Origin of the sequence: Sedimenticola selenatireducens DSM 17993 (assembly GCF_000428045.1) — a bacterium.
GTDB lineage: Bacteria > Pseudomonadota > Gammaproteobacteria > Chromatiales > Chromatiaceae > Sedimenticola > Sedimenticola selenatireducens.
On record NZ_ATZE01000007.1, the window covers coordinates 172,791 to 191,917 of the forward strand.

Sequence of the window (19,127 nt, forward strand, 5' to 3'; positions counted from 1 at the left end):
TCATGTGGCCTCTCGTATGGGTCACCACTGAGAGAGAGAATATAATGCCTGTTATTACCCTCCCAGACGGCTCCCAGCGGAGCTTCGATAACCCGGTTTCCGTACACGATGTTGCCGCCTCCATTGGTCCCGGTTTGGCCAAGGCCGCCCTCGCCGGGCGTGTGGATGACCGGCTGGTGGATACCAGCTTTCTGATTGAACAGGACAGCCGGCTGGCGATCATCACAGATCGGGACGACGACGGCCTGGATGTAATCCGCCACTCCACTGCCCATCTGCTGGCCCAGGCGGTCAAGCAGCTGTTCCCCTCTGCCCAGGTGACCATCGGCCCGACCATCGATGATGGTTTTTATTACGATTTTTCCTATGAGCGCCCCTTCACCCCGGAGGATCTCAAGGCGATCGAAGAGCGGATGAAGGAGCTGGCCAAGGCCGATCAGCCGGTTTCCAGGTCGGTCATGTCACGGGATGAGGCAGTAAAGTACTTCCGTGACATGGGGGAGTTGTACAAGGCGGAAATTATTGAGTCGATTCCGGCCAACGAGGATCTTTCGCTCTATACCCAGGGTCATTTCACCGACCTGTGTCGCGGTCCCCATGTACCCCGCACCGGGCATCTGAAGGCGTTCAAGCTGATGAAACTGGCGGGCGCCTACTGGCGCGGCAACTCGGACAACGAGATGCTGCAGCGAGTATACGGCACCGCCTGGCGTGACAAGAAAGATCTGAAGGCCTATCTGCACCGGCTGGAAGAGGCCGAAAAGCGCGATCACCGCAAGCTGGGCAAGGCCCAGGACCTGTTCCATATCCAGGAAGAGGCGCCGGGTATGGTGTTCTGGCACCCCAACGGCTGGACCATCTATCGGGAAGTGGAGCAGTACATCCGGGAGAAGATCAGAAAGGCCGGCTATAAGGAGATCCGTACTCCGCAGATTGTCGATCGCTCCCTGTGGGAGAAGTCGGGCCACTGGGACAAGTACCGGGCCGACATGTTTACCACGAATTCGGAAGAGCGGGATTTCGCCATCAAGCCGATGAACTGCCCCTGTCACGTGCAGGTGTTCAATCAGGGCTTGAAGAGCTATCGTGAGCTGCCGTTGCGCTTGGCGGAATTCGGTTCCTGTCACCGCAACGAGGCGAGCGGCACCCTGCATGGTCTGATGCGGGTGCGCAACTTTGTCCAGGACGACGCCCATATCTTCTGCACCGAAGACCAGATCCAGTCCGAGGTCTCCGCCTTTGTCGACCTCCTGTTCGAGGTGTATGCCGATTTCGGCTTCAGCGATATCCAGATTGCCCTCTCCACCCGTCCCGAGAAGCGGGTCGGCAGTGACGCGGTGTGGGACAAGGCGGAACAGGCCCTTGAGCAGGCGCTCAACGCCAAGGAGCTGGAGTGGCAGTTGCAGCCTGGAGAGGGCGCCTTCTATGGCCCCAAGATCGACTTTTCCCTGCGTGACTGCCTCGGACGGGTCTGGCAGTGCGGCACCATGCAGGTCGATTTCTCCATGCCGGGACGGCTGGATGCCAGCTATATCGCCGATGACAACAGCCGCCAGGTGCCGGTGATGCTGCACCGGGCGATCCTCGGGTCATTAGAGCGTTTTATCGGAATTCTGATCGAGGAGTCGGCGGGTGCGCTGCCGCTCTGGCTGGCGCCGAAACAGGCCGTGATCATGGATATTACCGACCGGCAGGCCGAATATGTGAAAAAAGTGTCCGAAAACCTGGATAATCAGGGCTTCAGGGTGCAAATAGACTTGAGAAACGAGAAGATCGGCTTTAAAATTCGCGAACATACTCTGGCAAAAGTTCCCTACCTGTTGGTGGTGGGCGACCGCGAGATGGAAGAGGGGACAGTGGCCGTCCGCACACGCAGCGGCGAAGATCTCGGTAGCATGAGCATCGAAGACTTCTCACAGCGCATGCGGGACGAAATCAGCCGCCGTTCAAATTAAAGGCTTACCAGTTGAAAGCACCGGTTATCGGTGCTTTTTGTGTTGGTAGGCTTTGGTTCTGTGGAGGAACTGAGTTATCGCTGCACCAAAAAGAAACCGGATGAACGATGAAATCGATGTCCGTGAAGTCCGTCTGATCGGCGCCGATGGCGAACAGGTCGGCATTGTCCCAATAGATGAAGCCATGGCTGTCGCCGCAGAGAGCAGTCTGGATCTGGTCGAGATTCAGCCCAATGCGGAACCACCTGTCTGTCGGGTGATGGATTACGGCAAATTTGTTTTTGAGGCAAAAAAGCAGAAGTCAGCGGCCAAGAAAAAGCAGAAGCAAGCACAGGTTAAGGAGATCAAATTCAGGCCAGGGACTGGTGAGGGGGATTATCAGGTCAAACTACGCAACCTGATACGTTTCCTGAATGACGGGGACAAGACCAAGGTAACCATGCGGTTCCGCGGTCGAGAGCATGCCCATCGGGAACTCGGTCTGGAGTTGCTGCAACGTGTTGAGGCGGATCTGTCTGAATACGGTGAAGTTGAGCAGCAGCCACAGATGGAAGGCCGGCAGATGGTGATGGTTCTGCGTCCCAAAAAGTAAGTATCTTAAAATCAAGATCCAAGGATCGAGACAGGTTGTCATCGCAGGACCGCATGGGTTCTGGATATCGACCCCGGTCGGCGGGTTAAATAGCGGAGTTACAGGTAATGCCAAAGATCAAGACAAATCGTGGCGCTGCAAAACGGTTCAAGGTAACCGGTACCGGCGCCATCAAGCGTGGCCAGTCCCACCGTCGTCATATCCTGACGAAAAAGAGCACCAAGCGTAAGCGTCAGCTGCGTTGTCCTTCACAGCTGCACAAAGCCGACGTGGCCGTAGCCCGTCGTATGATTCCATACGCTTAAGCCCGATAGGAGACTGAACAGATGCCTCGCGTAAAACGTGGTGTACAAGCACACGCCCGACACAAAAAAGTGCTTAAAGCGGCCAAAGGTTACTATGGTGCCCGCAGCAAGATCTATCGTGTAGCCAAGCAGGCGGTCATCAAGGCCGGTCAGTATGCCTACCGTGACCGTCGCCAGAAGAAGCGCCAGTTTCGCGCACTCTGGATTGCCCGCATCAATGCCGGTGCCCGTACCAATGGTCTCTCTTACAGCCGCATGATCAATGGGCTGAAGAAGGCGGGTGTGGAGATCGACCGCAAGATGCTGGCCGATCTGGCCATCTTTGACAAGCCGGCGTTTAGCGCCCTGGCAGAACAGGCCAAGGCCAGTCTCTCCAGCTGATAGCTTGTCATTGCGACCGGGAGTTCCGGCGCACTAGTGTGACAACGACAGGGGAAAGGCCTTTTGGTCTTTCCCCTTTTGTTTTGTGTGCAGTGTCCAGTCCGGCAGGTTCCTGGCGCTGATTCCAGATGAGGACCCTATTAATGGATTCTGAATCCAATATTGAACTTTCCACGCTGGTTGATGAGGCGACAGGCCTGATTGCGGGCGCGGAGAAACTGGCGGCACTGGATGAAGTGCGGGTACGCTATCTTGGCAAGAGCGGTCTGTTGACGGCTCAGCTCAAACAGCTGGGAAAGCTGCCTGCCGAGGAGCGGCCGCTGGCCGGCCAGGCCATCAACAGGGCCAAGCAGGCACTGCAGGGGCTGATCGAGCAGCGCAAGAGTGCGCTTGAGCAGCAGGCCCTGGCCGCACGACTGAGTTCAGAGCGGATTGATGTGACGCTGCCCGGGCGTGGTATGGGGCAGGGTGGTCTGCACCCGGTGACCCGGACCCTGGAGCGGATCGAGGAGCTGTTTTCCCGCGCCGGATTCGCTATCGAAGAGGGGCCGGAGATCGAGGATGATTACCATAACTTCGAGGCGCTGAACATTCCCGCCCATCATCCGGCGCGCGCCATGCACGACACCTTCTACTTTGATGCGCACCTGCTGCTGCGTACTCACACCTCACCGGTACAGATTCGTACCATGGAGAATGCCGGTCCGCCGCTGAAGATCATCGCGCCGGGGCGGGTCTACCGCTGTGACTCTGATCTGACCCATACCCCGATGTTTCACCAGGTGGAGGGATTGCTGGTCGATGAGAATGTCTCGTTCGCTGATCTGAAGGGCGTGCTTTACGATTTCCTGCAAAGCTTCTTTGAGCGTGACCTGAAGATTCGTTTCCGGCCCTCCTATTTTCCCTTTACCGAGCCCTCGGCCGAAGCAGATATTGAGTGTGTGATGTGCGGCGGTGAGGGGTGCCGGGTCTGCAGTCATACCGGCTGGCTGGAAGTGCTGGGCTGCGGCATGGTGCATCCCGAGGTGTTCCGTCACGTGGGCATCGATAGCGAGAAATATACCGGCTACGCCTTTGGTATGGGGGTGGAGAGACTCACCATGTTGCGCTATGGGATCAATGATTTACGTCTGTTTTTTGAGAATGATTTGAGGTTTCTCAGGCAGTTTGCCTGATCATTCGCCCGCGACTCGAAGGAGTGTGGGGTTTAATTGCGATATTCGGCGCGCGATAGGCGCCCTTCAGGATTGGAAACGAGATTATGAAATTCAGTGAAGCCTGGTTGCGTGAGTGGGTAAACCCAGCCGTTACGACCACTGAACTGGCTGATCAGCTCAGTATGGCAGGTCTGGAAGTGGACTCGGTTGAGCCGGTGGCCGGTGAGTTCGAGGGGGTGCTGGTGGGTGAGGTGCTCACTCGTGAGCAGCATCCCAACGCCGACAAGCTCAGCCTCTGTACGGTGAATGTGGGGGGCGATGATCCGCTGCAGATCGTTTGCGGAGCGCCTAATGTGGCGGCAGGTCTCAGGGTGCCGGTTGCGGTGATTGGCGCCGTGTTGCCGGGTAATTTCAAGATCAAGCGGGCCAAGCTGCGCGGTGTCGAGTCGCAGGGTATGATCTGTTCCGCCTCGGAACTGGGTCTGGCGGCGTCGTCTGACGGTATTCTACCACTCGCTGCGGATGCCCCTGTCGGTGATGACTTCAGGGCTTATCTCTCGCTGAATGACAAGGCGATCGATGTGGATCTGACGCCGGACCGGGGGGACTGTCTGGGGCTGGCCGGTATCGCCCGGGAGGTCGGGGTAATCAACCGTACCCCGGTCACGCCGCCGGTCATGGAGCCTGTTCCGGCGGTCAATGACGAAAGCTTCCCGGTTTCCCTGGAGGCGCCGGGGGGGTGTCCCCGTTATCTCTGCCGGGTGGTGAAAAATATCAACCCCGCCGCCGAGACACCGCTGTGGATGCAGGAGCGGCTGCGCCGCAGTGACTTGCGCCCCATCAGCCCGGTGGTTGATGTCACCAACTATGTGATGCTGGAGCTGGGTCAGCCGATGCATGGCTTCGATCTGGCCGAGCTTGAGGGCGGCATTCGTGTGCGAATGGCGGACGAGGGTGAGAAGCTGGTACTACTGGATGGCCAGGAGATAACCCTGCGCAGCGATACCCTGGTGATTGCCGACCAGGCCAGGCCGGTGGCCATAGCCGGTATCATGGGCGGGGAGCACTCCGGCGTGAATGACAACACCCGGGATATCCTGCTGGAGAGCGCCTTTTTTGCACCGACCATGATTACCGGCAAGGCGCGCAGTTATGGTCTGCATACCGACTCTTCCCATCGCTTCGAACGGGGTGTCGATCCCCAGCTGCAGAGACAGGCCATCGAGCGTGCCACCCAGCTGCTGCTGGAAATCGCCGGCGGAGAACCCGGCCCGGTATCGGAATCGGCCGACGAATCCCATATTGAACCCCGTCCAGAGATCCTGCTGCGCCGCGAGCGGGTGGCCAGGGTGCTGGGGCTGGAGATTGACAATGACATCATTAGCGACATCCTGACGCGCCTGGAGATGCGGGTAGAGAAGGTGGATGAGGGCTGGAAGGTGATTGCCCCCAGTTGCCGTTTCGATATCAGCATTGAGGAGGATCTGATCGAGGAGGTCGGGCGGATCTATGGCTATACCCGGATTCCCACCCGCCGCAGCGCGACGGCCACGGTGATGCGGGCTGAACCAGAGGTAACCTTCAATCTGCAGCGGGCCAAGCGACTGCTGGTCGATCGGGATTACCAGGAGGCGATTACCTACAGCTTCATCAGCAGTGAAATGCACGACCTGATCGATTCCGGACATGACACGGTGGTGCTGGCCAATCCGATATCGTCAGATATGTCGATTATGCGGACCACCCTGTGGGCCGGCCTGCTACAGACGGCCATGTACAATCAGTCACGCCAGCAAGCACGCGTCAGAATCTTCGAGTCAGGTCTTAGATTTATTAGGCAAGATGATGATATTAAACAAGAATCAATGATAGCTGGTCTTGTTTCAGGTGCAGCGCAGCCAGAAGGTTGGGGCACCCCTGCGCGGGCCGTTGACTTCTTTGATATCAAGGCCGACCTGGAGGCGCTGTTTGCCCTGACTGGGTGTGCTGATGAGTTTCGCTTCCAGGCCGCCAGCCACAGTGCATTGCATCCGGGGCAGAGCGCACAGATCATCCGTGGTGACAAAACTGTCGGCTGGATTGGCAAACTGCACCCGGAACTGGAACAGAAGCTGGATCTGACCTCCGGCGCCTACCTGTTTGAGATTGGCCTGAATCATCTTCTGGAAGGGCGTTTGCCGGTTTTCAGTGCGCTTTCCAAATACCCCTCCATTCGGCGCGATATTGCGATCGTGGTGGATCAAAAGGTGGGATTTGACGAGATTCGACAGACAATCCGGGAATCGGTGCCGGAAATTTTGAGAGAAATTCTGATTTTTGATGTCTATACTGGTGAAAAGGTAGACTCAGGACGAAAAAGTCTCGCTTTGGGCTTGATTTTACAGGAAAGTTCCCACACTCTTACGGATGAAAAAGTGGAACGCGTAATGGCGCAGATAGTTGCTGCGCTTGTCGAACGCTACAATGCACAACTGAGAGATTGAACATATGGCTTTGACCAAGGCGGATATTGCCGAAAAACTTTTTGATGAACTTGGCCTGAACAAACGCGAGGCCAAGGAGATGGTTGAAATGTTTTTCGAGAAAGTGCGCATTTCGCTGCAGGAAGGTTCACAGGTTAAGTTGTCTGGGTTCGGTAATTTTGATCTGCGCGAAAAGAAAGAGCGCCCTGGAAGAAATCCGAAAACCGGTGAAGAGATCCCGATTTCGGCGCGCCGCGTGGTGACATTCCGCCCGGGTCAAAAATTGAAGGCGAGGGTCGAAGCTTATGCTGGAAGCAAGCAGTAATACTGCAGATCTGCCGGCAATACCCGGCAAGCGCTATTTCACTATTGGTGAGGTGAGCGAGTTGTGTGGCGTCAAGCCGCACGTGCTGCGTTATTGGGAACAGGAGTTCACCCAACTGAAGCCGATCAAGCGGCGCGGAAATCGTCGGTATTATCAGCGTCATGACGTATTGATGATTCGCCAGATACGCAGTCTGCTCTATGACCAGGGTTTTACTATCGGCGGGGCGCGTCAGCAGCTTTCCGGTGAAGGCGCAAAGGACGATCAGGACCAGAGTCACCAGATAGCCAGGCAGTTGCGGGCCGAGCTGGAAGAGGTGTTGCAGATACTTAAACGCTGATTCGCTCAACATTGACAACGGGGTGCATACCGCCTAGTATGCGCGCTCAGTTTTCGGGCGGTGGCGCAGTCTGGTAGCGTGCTTGTCTGGGGGACAAGTGGTCGCAGGTTCAAATCCTGTCCGCCCGACCAATTGAAAAAGGGGGTGTCCGTGAGGACACCCCCTTTTTCTATGGTGTGCCAAGCAGGGCGACGCGCATCTATTGCCCTTGATCCTGATCCTGAATTTCTCGATTCAACCGCCAAGATCACAAAGTACGCAAAGAGATACCATGGCTTATCTTCATTTCCGTCCATGGGTCCGTAACCAGTTGTATTGCATCCTCGGTTCCGTAAGCGGTACATCCCTGCACCACTCCTCCGGCCCAACCCGGTTGGTGAGTAATTTGGCAAATACAAGTCATTGTTGTCCTTCGTGTTCTTTGCGTCCTTAGCGGTTGAAATAGTTTTTTTTAGGTTTATTTCGATGGACGGCGCCTGTGGCGGCAAGTGCTATACTGCTCGGCCCGAATTCACAGCACCGTTTTCAGATATCGATCCCACTCCGATGACGAGCCAGACGCCAACACTGTTGCGGGAACTTCCCTACATCGAGGACACCAGCCGGCTGTTTGCTCCGCTTGCCGGGCAGCCCTGGGCGATGTTTCTGGACAGCAGCGACCGGGGGAGCAAACAGGCCCGTTATGATCTGGTCACCTGTGATCCGATGGCAACTCTGGTCACTCGAAATGGCCGGACCCGGATCACCCGGGCGGATGGTTCGGTGGTTGTCTCCGAAGATGAGCCGATGGGCCTGTTGCAGGCCTTGCTTCGGCAACACCGGATGGATTCCCATGAATCCTTACCCTTTCGTGGTGGGGCTCTGGGCTATTTTTCCTACGACCTGGCCCGCTCTCTGGAGCGGTTGCCGGTTGTGGCCAGGGATCAGGACCAGTTGCCGGAGATGGCCATCGGCATCTATGACTGGGCGCTGGTGGTCGACCACCAGGAGCAGCGTAGCTGGCTGGTCGGCTGCGGTTTTGATTCGCGTACCGTTACTCAGTGGCCAATGCTGGTGGAGCGGTTCTGCCGGCCCCCGGTAATGGTTGAGCCGGTACCTTTCAGGGTGAAGGGAGCGGTCGAGTTCAATATGTCCCGGCAACAGTATGCCGATGCCTTCCGCGAGATAAAGCGCTACATCCAGGAAGGGGATTGTTACCAGGTGAATCTGGCCCAGCGCTTCTCGGTGGCTACCGAGGGTGACCCCTGGCAGGCCTACCAGCAGTTGCGAAGACTCAATCCAGCTCCTTTTTCCGCCTATCTGAATACCCCGGCAGCACAGTTGCTATGTTCTTCACCGGAGCGATTTCTGGCGATCAGGGACGGGTTGGCGGAGACCCGGCCAATCAAGGGTACCCTGCCGCGTGGCACAACCACCCAGGATGACAGGGCGCTGAAACAGCGTCTGCTGGCGAGCGAAAAGGATCGGGCGGAGAATCTGATGATTGTAGATCTGCTGCGCAATGATCTGGGCAAAAACAGCGCCTTGGGCACTGTGGAAGTGGGTGAGTTATTCGGTTTGGAGAGCTACGCCACTGTGCATCACCTGGTATCCACGATCAGTAGTCGGCTGGCGGCAAATCGGGATGCGCTGGATCTGTTGCGTGGCTGCTTTCCAGGTGGTTCCATTACCGGCACGCCGAAGCTGCGGGCGATGGAGATTATCGAGCAACTGGAACCGGATCGTCGTGGGGTCTATTGCGGTTCAATCGGCTATATCGGGTTTGATGGCAATATGGACAGCAATATCGCCATACGCACAATGGTGCATATTGATGGTAGGATGCGCTTCTGGGCAGGTGGCGGTCTGGTGGCGGATTCCGTGCTGGATAGCGAATACCAGGAGACTTTCCACAAGGCCAACGCCATGCTGCGGCTGTTACAGCCGGAATATTCAGCACCCGGAAGTATCCGTGGCGGCCATGTTCCGGATCTGAAAACCGGTTGATTCGAATAATACGATGTTGATGCGCATAGCCAGCGTGCTCCTGTCACTGCTGGCCCATGGAACAGTTCTGCTCTATCTAGGCGGCTTTACTCCGCACGACAGGCCGCTACCGGCCACATCGGGCAAAAGTCTGCAGGTCGCTCTTGTGCGTGCTGAAAAAGGGCAGCAGGAGGCGATGGTTGCGCCTGTGCCCGAGGCGGCGCCGAAACCGGCTTCCGCCAAGGCGGTGTATCAAGCCACGCCGGAACCGGTTGTCTCGCCCAATGAATCAGACCGGAGCAATGTCATTCAACAGTTGCTCGCCACACAGGCCCCCACCGCGGCGGGGCGACCGGTAAAGAGCCCTGCTGCGGCAGTATCGAAAAAGCCGGAAGCGCCCGTCGTGCGACACGCCGAGCCGCCGCCCCCGATGCCTGAACCACAACCTGCCAATGAACCGATTGTACAGCGCGTGGCCAATCCATCATCCAGTGCCGGGCCGGTTGAGCAGCACGATTCCGCGGAGTCACCGCAGCAGTCGGCGAAGGCTCTGCGGGAGATCGAACGAGCCTATATGAACGCCCTGGTTACCGCGATCGAAAGACACAAGCGCTATCCCCTGCGGGCTCGAAAAAAGGGTTATGAAGGAGAAGTCCTGGTGTTGTTTACCGTGCTCAGGGACGGCACCATCTCCGAGGTCGGAATCGGTAGCAGTTCACTCAGGGTGATCCTGGACCGGGCTGCTTCAAAGGCGGTGACGGATCTGGGACGTTTTGAACCCATTCCACCCCAGTTGGATCGTGACTACTGGGAGTTTCGGGTGCCGATACGCTTTGCCATGAATTGACCCCGCAATCAGAAATTCACCCATACACCTCATCCCGACAGGGCCAGTTTGTGCCACGGGTCCAGCCGCGGGGGGTAAATTCCCTTGTGGATTTTTCGACTTGGCTTAAAATAGCCACCTCTGAAGGGTGCCCGTCATGGGTTAAAAGGGAACAAGGTGAGTCTGATCCAGACAAATCCTTGACTGTCCTCGCAACTGTAAGCAAGTAGTCCGGTCTCATGAAGCCACTGGTCCAACGATTGGGAAGGCGAAACCGGGTGTCGATCTGCAAGTCAGGAAACCTGCCTTTCATGCGTCGCATTTCTACCGAACGGGGTATTCAGTAGAGCGGTCTTCCGTTAGCTGACGCATTCAGGCAGGTCGGAAAACCTGTACTTGTATGCAGTCCCGCTGTGGCCCGTTCCGGTTTGGCCTGTCAGCATCAGCAAGTCTCTCTTTCCGTCCTGCATTTGTTCCAAATGCACTCCCCCCGGGGAGTAACGGAGAGACCCAGCAATGATTCGCAATAGATACTATCGGTCGGTTATTTTATCCGGCATCACCCTGGCGCTGCCCACGTGTGCAACCTATGCCGCCACCTCCCTGGACAGGGTTAATGTGACCGCCACCCGCATGGCACAGAGCATTGATGAAACCCTGGCGGCAGTCACCGTCATCACCCGGGACGATATCAAAAACAGCCAGGCCAAGGACATCACCCAGCTACTCGATGGTACCCAGGGACTGACCATGAGCAGCAACGGCGGACTGGGCAAGGTAACCGGCATACGTCTGCGGGGTACAGATTCCAAACAGGTGTTGGTGTTGATCGATGGGATGCGTATCGGTTCCGCTACTTTAGGAACGGTCGCTTTTCAGGATATTCCGCTGGCGCAGATCGAACGGATCGAGATCGTCAGGGGACCCCGCTCCCAGCTGTATGGTGCCGATGCCATGGGTGGTGTCATACAGATATTTACCACAAAGGGAAAGCCCGGCGGCTTGGTAACTGCCGAGGCGGAATACGGCTCACACAATACCCGACGAGTGGCCCTGGGACTGAATGCAACACAGGATAACCTGGATTACGGTTTTAGCCTGTCTGATCTGCGGTCGGACGGATTCAGCTCGCTGAAAAACAATAACCCGGATGAGGATGGTTATAAAAACCGTTCATTCTCTGGACATCTGGGTTATCGCTTTTCCAATGGCCTGAAGCTGGGTGTTACCGCTTTGCAGGCTAAAGGCGAGAACGAGTATGACAGTGCCTTCGGGCCGGCCGATTTTTTCGATACCGATTTTCTGCAACAGTCGCTCAGCAGCAAACTGGAGTATTCGCCCAATGACAGCTGGGACATCACACTCTCGTTCGGTGAGAGCCGGGATGAGACGATCAATTTTACCAACAGCAGCTTTGCCTCATTCTTCAATACCAGGCGGCGTCAATTCTCCTGGCAGAACGACATTGCAGTCGATGAAGAGAGTGTACTCACGCTCGGTATCGATTTTCTGCGTGATCAGGTTGAGGGTACCAGCAGCTACAGTGTAAATCAGCGGGATAACAGTGCGCTGTTTGCCCAGTACCAGACAGCGTTTGGCGCGAACGACGTGGTGATCGGCCTGCGGCATGATGACAATGAAGCGTTCGGCGACTACAACACCGGCAATATCGCCTGGGGACGGGAGTTAACCGAGACGCTAAGGCTGGTTGCCTCCTATGGCACCGGTTTTCGTGCCCCGACATTCAATGACCTCTATTATCAGGATCCCTGGGGTTCAAACGGCAACCCGAATCTGACCCCGGAAGAGTCAGAGAGCGTTGAATTGTCACTCAGGGGCAGTCAGTCGTGGGGCGGATGGAATATCAATCTGTTTCGTACCGATATTGAAGGCCTGATCGACTGGGTCGAAATTGCACCCTTTACCTATCAGCCGCAGAACGTCGACCGGGCCAGAATTGATGGCCTGGAGGCGGGCATCAACACGCAACTGGCCGGTTGGCGGATTAGTGGTAATCTGACCCTGCTCGATCCTCGCAACCGCACGACGGGTAGATTGTTGACGGATCGAAATGAACAGGCGATTCGGATTGATATTGATCGGGCGTTCGGTCCCACTGAGCTGGGTGCCACACTACAGGCTCGCAGTCACAGCTACAGCAATGCAACCAATACCTTCAGGACTTCCGGCTTCGGTACCCTGGATCTGCGGGTGGCACACCATCTGAGCAGCGAGTGGACCCTGCGCGGTCAGGTGCGCAATCTGTTTGACCGGGACTATGAGACTATTCGTACCTATAACACCGGCGGTCGTGAACTGTTTGTCTCTGTTCATTATGAAGCGAAATAGGGGATAATCGCCCGGCCCCCTCATTACTGAGAGGGGCCGGATCAGGCTTAATCGGGCAGCAGAGTGGGTAAAACAATATTGAACCGGAGATCACTCACTTTTCTGTTATTGCTGTGGGTGGTTACAGGGGCCAGTGGGGCCGAACAGCCCCAACGTGTCATCTCCATCAACCTCTGTACCGACCAGTTGCTGTTGATGTTGGGTAGACCGGATCAGATCGCGTCGGTCAGTCACCTGGCACTGGAGCCGAATAGTTCATACATGGCGGCACAGGCTGCCAACTACCCGGTCAATCACGCCAAGGCGGAAGAGATTCTGGCCCTGAAGCCGGATCTCGTTCTGGCCGGCGCCTACACCGACCGCTCGCTGATTGCGCTACTGAAAAAACTCGGCTACCGGGTGGAGCAGTTTCCGCTTGCATCCAGTGTCGAGGATATCCGCGGCAATATTCACCGAATGGCCGGGCTGATCGGCCGGGAAGCGCAGGGCCGCCAGATGATCGAGGCGATGGATGAACGATTGGAACGGATAAAACGGCAGCGACCCGAGATCAGACCCAGGGGAGCATTTTATCAGCCCAACGGCTATACCGGCGGCATCAATACCCTGCAGCACAGTGCCCTGGAACTGGCCGGGTGGGAGAATATTGCCGCCCTGGAGGGAGTGATTGGTTACGGCGCCATTGATCTGGAACGGCTGATCCTGGCACGACCGGTACAGCTGTTCACCTCCTCCTATGCTCCCGGCACCCACTCCCGGGGCCAGCAGCTTTTGCAACATCCGGTCCTTCGGCAATTGACCCGGGGCAGGGCGCCGATTGAGGTGGCCTACCGCTACTGGATCTGTGGCGGACCAATGATTGCGGAAGCGGTGGAGATATTGCACCGGAGCCTGCCTCGATGAGCCGGCTGATGAATCTGCAGCAACAGACCCTGGTGGCGCTCCTCGTCATACTGGTTTGTCTGCTGTTTGCCGCCTCGCTGTTTGTTGGCGCCAACCCCCTGCCGGTGCTGCAGGCGGCGCGTGAGAGCCTGCTGGATACGCCCACCGTGATCGGCCTGATCTTCGGAGAGATCCGCTTGCCGCGAGCGTTGATCGCCCTGTTTACCGGTGCCACCCTGGGTCTGGCCGGTGCCGCCATGCAGGGACTGTTGCGCAATCCTCTGGCCAGTCCCGGGCTGATCGGCAGCGCCAGTGGCGCCGCACTTGGCGCGGTGGGGATGCTCTATTTCGGCCTGGGTGCGCTGTTGCCGCTGGCTGTTCCCATGGGGGGCATGGTTGGTGCGCTGCTGGCTACCTTTCTGGTCTACCTGATGGCTGGCCGGGAGGCCGGTACCCTCACCCTGATCCTCGCCGGCGTGGCGATCAATGCCCTGGCACTGGCGATGATATCGCTGCTGCTGAATCTGGCGCCCAGCCCCTATGCGGTACGGGAGATCGTACTCTGGATGATGGGTTCCATCGCCAATCACAGCATGCATGATCTCTGGACCCTGTTACCCGGTGTCCTGCTGGGCTGGCTGCTTCTGCTGGGTACCGGCCGATCCCTGGATGCGCTGACCCTGGGAGAGGAGACCGCCAGCACCATGGGTATCTCGCTCACCCGGCTACGCTGGCGTATCTTTCTGGCGATCGCGTTGTCGGTCGGTTCGGCGGTTTCCATCACCGGTTCCATCGGCTTTATCGGTCTGGTGGTGCCCCATCTGTTGCGGCCACTGGTTGGTTTTCAGCCCTCGCGGCTATTGCTCACCAGCGCCCTGGGCGGTGCTGCATTGCTACTGGCGGCGGATATCGCTACCCGCCTGTTTCCGGCCGGCTCCGATATCAAGGTTGGAGTGCTGACCTCACTGGTGGGAGCGCCATTCTTCCTCTATCTCATACTCAAGAGCCGGCGGTACCAGCTATGAATCGGCTGCACGGTACCGGTCTGACGGTGTCACTGGGGGGCGTCACCATCCTGAATGGGGTCGACTTCAATCTGAAAGCGGGTGAAATGCTCGGCCTGATCGGTCCCAACGGGGCCGGCAAGACCACGTTGTTGCGGGTATTGGCCGGCCTGCTGAAACCCCGGTCGGGAACCCTGTGCTGGGAGGAGGCGGATTATCTGCAACTGTCTCCCCAGGAGCGGGCCAAACGCCTCTCCTATCTGGCCCAGAGTGGCACCGCCCACTGGCCGATGAGTGTTGAACGCCTGGTTGCCCTGGGACGTCTGCCCCATCTCTCCGACTGGCAGCGACCGGGGGAGACGGATCAGGCGCTGATTGCGCAGGTGATGGCGGAAACCGACCTGAACGATTTTCGTACGCGGCAGTTCAATACCCTCTCCGGGGGGGAACGCTCCCGGGTGCTGCTGGCGCGTGCCCTGGTGGCGGAGCCCCAGGTGTTGTTGGCGGACGAACCGGTGGCGGCGCTCGATCTGGCGCACCAGATCGAGGTGATGTCACTGCTGCAGTGCTACTGCCAAAAGGGCGGAGCGGCGGTGGTGGTGCTGCATGATCTGCGGCTGGCGGCGCACTACTGCCACCGCCTGATGCTGCTGGTGGCGGGTGAAACCCTGGCCGAAGGAAGCCCGGAGTCGGTGTTGACCGGAGAGAACATGGCGCATGCCTTTGGGGTGCGACTCAACAGTGCCGCGGCCTCGATTGCGGAGACGCTGAAACTGCCCTGGGAGAGAAGCCTCTAAGCCATGAATCTGCTGCTGCTGGAACCAGAGGACCTGATTGAGAGCAATATTGCGGTGATCCGCGGTCATCGGCTGCAACATATTCTCGATGTGCATCGCGCGCAACCGGGTGATCGCCTCAAGGCGGGTCTGCTCAACGGTAAGATGGGCCAAGCGGAGATCCTGACCCTGGATCGGCAGCAGGCGACACTGCGGCTTGAGTTGAACGAGCCGGCACCCGACGGGTTGCCGCTTATACTGGTGCTGGCCCTGCCGCGTCCCAAGATGTTGCGCCGCTGTCTGCGTATGGTTGCGGAACTCGGTATTAAGCGACTCTACCTGATCCACAGTTTTCGGGTGGAGAAGAGTTACTGGCAGAGTCCCCTGCTGTCGGCGGGTGAGATACACCGGACCCTGCGGGAGGGACTTGAGCAGGCGAAAGATACCCGGTTGCCGCAGGTTGAGATCAGAAAACGTTTCAAGCCCTTTGTCGAAGATGAACTGCCCGGACTGTTGGCAGGGAGGCTGGGGCTGGTGGCTCATCCCTATGCCGGGAGCGCCGGTAATCCCGCGCTGTCGTCGGAGCGACCGGCGCTGATCTGTGTCGGACCCGAAGGTGGGTTTATTCCCTACGAAGTCGAGAAGCTGCTGGCAGCGGGGTGCTCGCCGCTGGATCTGGGCGAGCGTATTTACCGGGTGGAGACGTTCCTGCCGTTGCTGGTGGGGCGACTGTTCCACTGAGGCTCCTGGGGTCCAATACCGTTTATCGTTAAAACCCTGTTGTAGCGCGTCACGATAATTCAGCGGAAAATGCAAGATAAAGCAATTTTCGTAAATTGCACAGGGTGAACACAAAATTACACTCTATGAAGCCTTGGATCAGTAGGTACAGCCGAAAATAAGGCGATTACTACTCCTCCAGGAAATACATCTTTGACTCAAGATCAGTAAAATCCGCCATGATTTTGGTCACAAAGGCCTCCTCACACGCTTTCTTGCACTCAGTAACAAGATTCTTGACTGCCTGAAACAGCAGTTCCTTTTCATGGTCTGAAGCGCATTCAGGGTAGGGAAGGTCAACCATCAGCTGAAATTCCATTTTCACATACTTAGAGAAGCGGTCTCGCAGGCGTTTGGATATGACCTCTGCGGCCTGATCGGATTGGCCGGCTTGCTTCACCTGCCTGTGGATATGACGCTCACAGGAATCTAATATCTGCTTCTCCACGGCGGGGAATTTTAGTGGTTCACTCATAAATATACCTTTTGGGGCACTTGTTTCAGGCGAGTATCTGGCGAATACCTGTTGAATTCCTTAGTATCACGTTCATGATAACTTTTTCTCCTGCGGCGCTGCCCATGCTTTCGGTGACAAATCGCGGGTCAACAGAATTGATGATCCTGAAATTGGCGGAGGCCTGACTTTCGCCACCGGCCTGGTTCATCCTGTGGCGTGGGTCCGAAGGAGTAAGCACCTCTTCTCCACGCTTAAGCACTGCTGGCACCTCATCAGGCTTGATGCCGGCAATACCGCCTGAGTGGTAACGGGGGGCATTGACGAATGCCAGGGGAGACACCTGGCGAACAGGCCCGCTACCAGCAATACCCCCCGTATGATGTACCCCGGCAGCCAGGGTTGAAAAAATCGAGCTGGGATCACCACCGGCCATACTGGTGAAGAAGCTGCGCAGGATCTGTTGCGCGAGCAGCTCGGACACCATCCGGTGGATGGTTTGAACAAAGCCAGCCAGCATACCATCTAGCCCCTCATTGAATGGATCGAACAGGAAGTCGGCAAAGGCACTTTGGATATTCCTACCTGCTTGAATGGCAAACTGGTCCATCTCATTGGCGGTTTCCTCAGCCTTGCCGTTCAGTTCGTCCATCCTTTCCTGGACGTTAAGGGTGGCCGCTGCCCACTCTTCCCAGGACAGCTTTCCGGCATTCAAGAGCACATCGAGCTGCTCCATTTCCCGCCGCAACGGCTCCATTGGATCCAGCGTATCCCGGATGGCCTGGGCCGCCAGGTCGAGTGATTCCAGCCATGCCTGGTATTCTGCATTTTCGGCTTTAACGGCCTCTTCAGAGGCCTTTACCACAGCTTCAAATGCCTCTTCAGCAGCAATCTCTTCCCGCAGGGCCTGGCGTTTGGCAATCAGGGCTTCGGTTGACTGCCGAACGGAGTCAGCCAAGGCTTTGTCTTTGGCGGCTGCGATAGCCTGTTCGGTCTGGTACCGGAGCAGCTCATCCGCCGTGAGGCCCAGCGTTTCGCGTTGTTGAGTCAGGCGATCAATGAATTTCTTCAAGGAGTCATCGGCCTCATCGGCACCCTCACCAATTCCCTTGATTCCGGATTTTGTAGACTTGGCCGCCGTGGCCAGATCATGGGCCCGCCGCTTGGCTTCATTCAGGTATCTGTTAACGTCGCCCAGCTTGTTGAACAACCGGGAAAACTCCCGACCACTGGTAAACTTTATCTCCTGCTGTAGCCGCTCTCTGTCTGCCTCTGCCTTTGCAATGGATGCTTGCAGTTGGGCCAGCTCAACGCCTTTCAGGTCTCCCTGTAGTTGCTTGAGCTTGGCCGAGTAGTTTTCTGTTGATGATGCCGCATCATCGCTGTTGCTTTTCCATACAGCTAACGCTGTGGCGGCGGTAATGATCACACCGACTGGTCCACCCAGAAACTTTAACGCGCCCTTAGCTAGGTTGGCAGACAGGGTTAAGGCATCAACCTTCAGGGCGCTTGCCGTCGCTGATGCCCCCATAATCATCATTGCTCGACTGGCAAATAGGGCATTGGCAGCCATCGATCCCAATGCCGGGCCTGCAATGCGTGCCACCAGCAGACCACTCACGCCAATGGCCGCCTCATCCAGGTGACCGACTAAAACCTTGAGATCGTCACCCAGTTCCTTGACGGTTTCATCAGAAAACGCCATCTCATCTTTCATTTCGCGCAGGTAGTCACTGACCCCTAACGCAATGATCTCGCCGAGCTGTTCACGCAGATCCCCCAGGGCCATATCAAACTGGTCGATGCCACCGGTAGCGGTTTCGCCGAGTTTCTTGTTAACCCCAGATACCTGTGATTCCATCTCCTCCAGAATTTTGACAAAGTCCTTAGACTTCTTCGTCTCATCACTGAATGTGATACCCACCAGCGCCAATTCTCCCACCATGCCCATGCTGGCCTTGCCGACCATGTTGGCGGCACCGACCACATCACCCTTCATCTTTGCGGCCAGGTCGACCATCAAGCGGGTGGCGCGGGGAAGCAGATCGTCGCTGATTTTACTGTAAGTGGTGAGGAAGCTCTGGCCCTGGATGATTGCTTCATCCCCGATAATGCCTTCCCCCTGAAGCTGCGAAGCCAGGGCTTGCAGTTGGCCAGACAGTCCTTGTGTGGTGCGCCCCATCGATGCCAGGGACGCATCCAGACCAGCAACGGCCTGCTCCTGCACTTTAAAGTCACTTATCAGGCGTCTGGCGGTAGCCACACTGAACGCCGCCCCAATGGCTGCGCCCAGTGCCGTATAGGCGCCGGTGAGCTTGCTGATACCCTTGCTGGATTTCTCGCCCGCCTTGCCCTGATCAAGGATCTCTTTTTCAGAGCGTTGCAGGTCACGGATTGCCTTATCGACTTCCGCTTTGATGCGTATTGCAAGAGTGAGATTTTTATCCGCCATAGGGTTCTCTCAGCATTTCAAGTGCTTCTGTTGCTGTACCGAAGTTCATAGCCGCATTAATATCGCAAATCCGGATTGCCCTGGTTTCATGGTCATGCTTTAAGGCGTAGTCAAAGAAGAGA

General features: G+C 57.0%; 17 protein-coding genes, 1 tRNA gene and 1 riboswitch. Of the genes, 16 read left to right on the forward strand and 2 right to left on the reverse strand.

Annotation, left to right across the window (positions count from 1 at the left end):
• The first annotated feature begins 44 nt into the window (after nt 1-44).
• From thrS to A3GO_RS0106345, 16 genes are all read left to right on the forward strand, one after another.
• A complete protein-coding gene (gene thrS, locus A3GO_RS0106270; RefSeq protein WP_029132681.1) occupies nt 45-1,955 on the forward strand; it encodes a threonine--tRNA ligase in 1,911 nt (636 codons plus the stop codon).
• Between the two features lie 100 nt (nt 1,956-2,055).
• Nucleotides 2,056-2,547, forward strand: a complete 492-nt coding sequence (gene infC, locus A3GO_RS0106275; protein WP_051301890.1) for a translation initiation factor IF-3 — start codon at nt 2,056-2,058, stop codon at nt 2,545-2,547.
• Nucleotides 2,548-2,654: 107 nt separating this feature from the next.
• The gene (gene rpmI, locus A3GO_RS0106280) at nt 2,655-2,852 is read left to right on the forward strand and encodes a 50S ribosomal protein L35 (protein WP_029132683.1); all 198 of its coding nucleotides are present in this window, start codon (nt 2,655-2,657) and stop codon (nt 2,850-2,852) included.
• A gap of 21 nt (nt 2,853-2,873) precedes the next feature.
• Complete coding sequence (gene rplT, locus A3GO_RS0106285; RefSeq protein ID WP_029132684.1) at nt 2,874-3,233, forward strand: 50S ribosomal protein L20; 360 nt, start codon at nt 2,874-2,876, stop codon at nt 3,231-3,233.
• A gap of 143 nt (nt 3,234-3,376) precedes the next feature.
• Nucleotides 3,377-4,408 (forward strand): phenylalanine--tRNA ligase subunit alpha, encoded by a 1,032-nt coding sequence (gene pheS, locus A3GO_RS0106290; RefSeq protein ID WP_029132685.1) that lies wholly within the window; start codon nt 3,377-3,379, stop codon nt 4,406-4,408.
• An 86-nt stretch (nt 4,409-4,494) separates the two neighbouring features.
• Nucleotides 4,495-6,873, forward strand: coding sequence for a phenylalanine--tRNA ligase subunit beta (gene pheT / locus A3GO_RS0106295; protein WP_029132686.1), 2,379 nt, complete (start codon nt 4,495-4,497; stop codon nt 6,871-6,873).
• 4 nt (nt 6,874-6,877) lie between these two features.
• Nucleotides 6,878-7,177 (forward strand): integration host factor subunit alpha, encoded by a 300-nt coding sequence (gene ihfA / locus A3GO_RS0106300; protein ID WP_029132687.1) that lies wholly within the window; start codon nt 6,878-6,880, stop codon nt 7,175-7,177.
• On the forward strand, nt 7,158-7,517 hold the full coding sequence (locus tag A3GO_RS0106305; protein WP_029132688.1) for a MerR family transcriptional regulator: 360 nt from the start codon (nt 7,158-7,160) through the stop codon (nt 7,515-7,517). The genes ihfA and A3GO_RS0106305 overlap by 20 nt, the downstream gene beginning before the upstream one ends.
• A 54-nt stretch (nt 7,518-7,571) precedes the next feature.
• Nucleotides 7,572-7,648: transfer RNA gene (locus A3GO_RS0106310), tRNA-Pro, on the forward strand.
• Between the two features lie 415 nt (nt 7,649-8,063).
• Complete coding sequence (pabB, locus tag A3GO_RS22795; protein WP_051301905.1) at nt 8,064-9,503, forward strand: aminodeoxychorismate synthase component I; 1,440 nt, start codon at nt 8,064-8,066, stop codon at nt 9,501-9,503.
• 13 nt (nt 9,504-9,516) lie between these two features.
• Nucleotides 9,517-10,329, forward strand: coding sequence for an energy transducer TonB (locus A3GO_RS0106320; RefSeq protein ID WP_029132689.1), 813 nt, complete (start codon nt 9,517-9,519; stop codon nt 10,327-10,329).
• A gap of 108 nt (nt 10,330-10,437) precedes the next feature.
• Nucleotides 10,438-10,632, forward strand: a riboswitch (cobalamin riboswitch).
• Between the two features lie 192 nt (nt 10,633-10,824).
• A complete protein-coding gene (locus tag A3GO_RS0106325) occupies nt 10,825-12,657 on the forward strand; it encodes a TonB-dependent receptor domain-containing protein (protein WP_037374765.1) in 1,833 nt (610 codons plus the stop codon).
• A gap of 78 nt (nt 12,658-12,735) precedes the next feature.
• Nucleotides 12,736-13,560 (forward strand): ABC transporter substrate-binding protein, encoded by an 825-nt coding sequence (locus tag A3GO_RS0106330; RefSeq protein ID WP_084609839.1) that lies wholly within the window; start codon nt 12,736-12,738, stop codon nt 13,558-13,560.
• On the forward strand, nt 13,557-14,564 hold the full coding sequence (locus A3GO_RS0106335; protein WP_029132692.1) for a FecCD family ABC transporter permease: 1,008 nt from the start codon (nt 13,557-13,559) through the stop codon (nt 14,562-14,564). Before A3GO_RS0106330 ends, A3GO_RS0106335 begins: the two co-directional genes overlap by 4 nt.
• Complete coding sequence (locus A3GO_RS22800) at nt 14,561-15,340, forward strand: ABC transporter ATP-binding protein (RefSeq protein WP_037374768.1); 780 nt, start codon at nt 14,561-14,563, stop codon at nt 15,338-15,340. Before A3GO_RS0106335 ends, A3GO_RS22800 begins: the two co-directional genes overlap by 4 nt.
• Before the next feature lie 3 nt (nt 15,341-15,343).
• Nucleotides 15,344-16,060 carry a 16S rRNA (uracil(1498)-N(3))-methyltransferase gene (locus tag A3GO_RS0106345; RefSeq protein WP_029132693.1) on the forward strand — a complete coding sequence of 239 codons (717 nt, stop codon included), beginning with the start codon at nt 15,344-15,346 and terminating at the stop codon, nt 16,058-16,060.
• 169 nt (nt 16,061-16,229) lie between these two features.
• Here A3GO_RS0106345 and A3GO_RS0106350 read toward each other — a convergent pair whose 3' ends face one another.
• Both A3GO_RS0106350 and A3GO_RS25215 read right to left on the reverse strand, forming a co-directional pair.
• Entirely contained in the window at nt 16,230-16,574 is a 345-nt protein-coding gene (locus A3GO_RS0106350) for a hypothetical protein (RefSeq protein ID WP_029132694.1), read from the reverse strand.
• 25 nt (nt 16,575-16,599) lie between these two features.
• Complete coding sequence (locus A3GO_RS25215) at nt 16,600-19,005, reverse strand: coiled-coil domain-containing protein (protein WP_051301892.1); 2,406 nt, start codon at nt 19,003-19,005, stop codon at nt 16,600-16,602.
• Nucleotides 19,006-19,127: the final 122 nt, after the last annotated feature.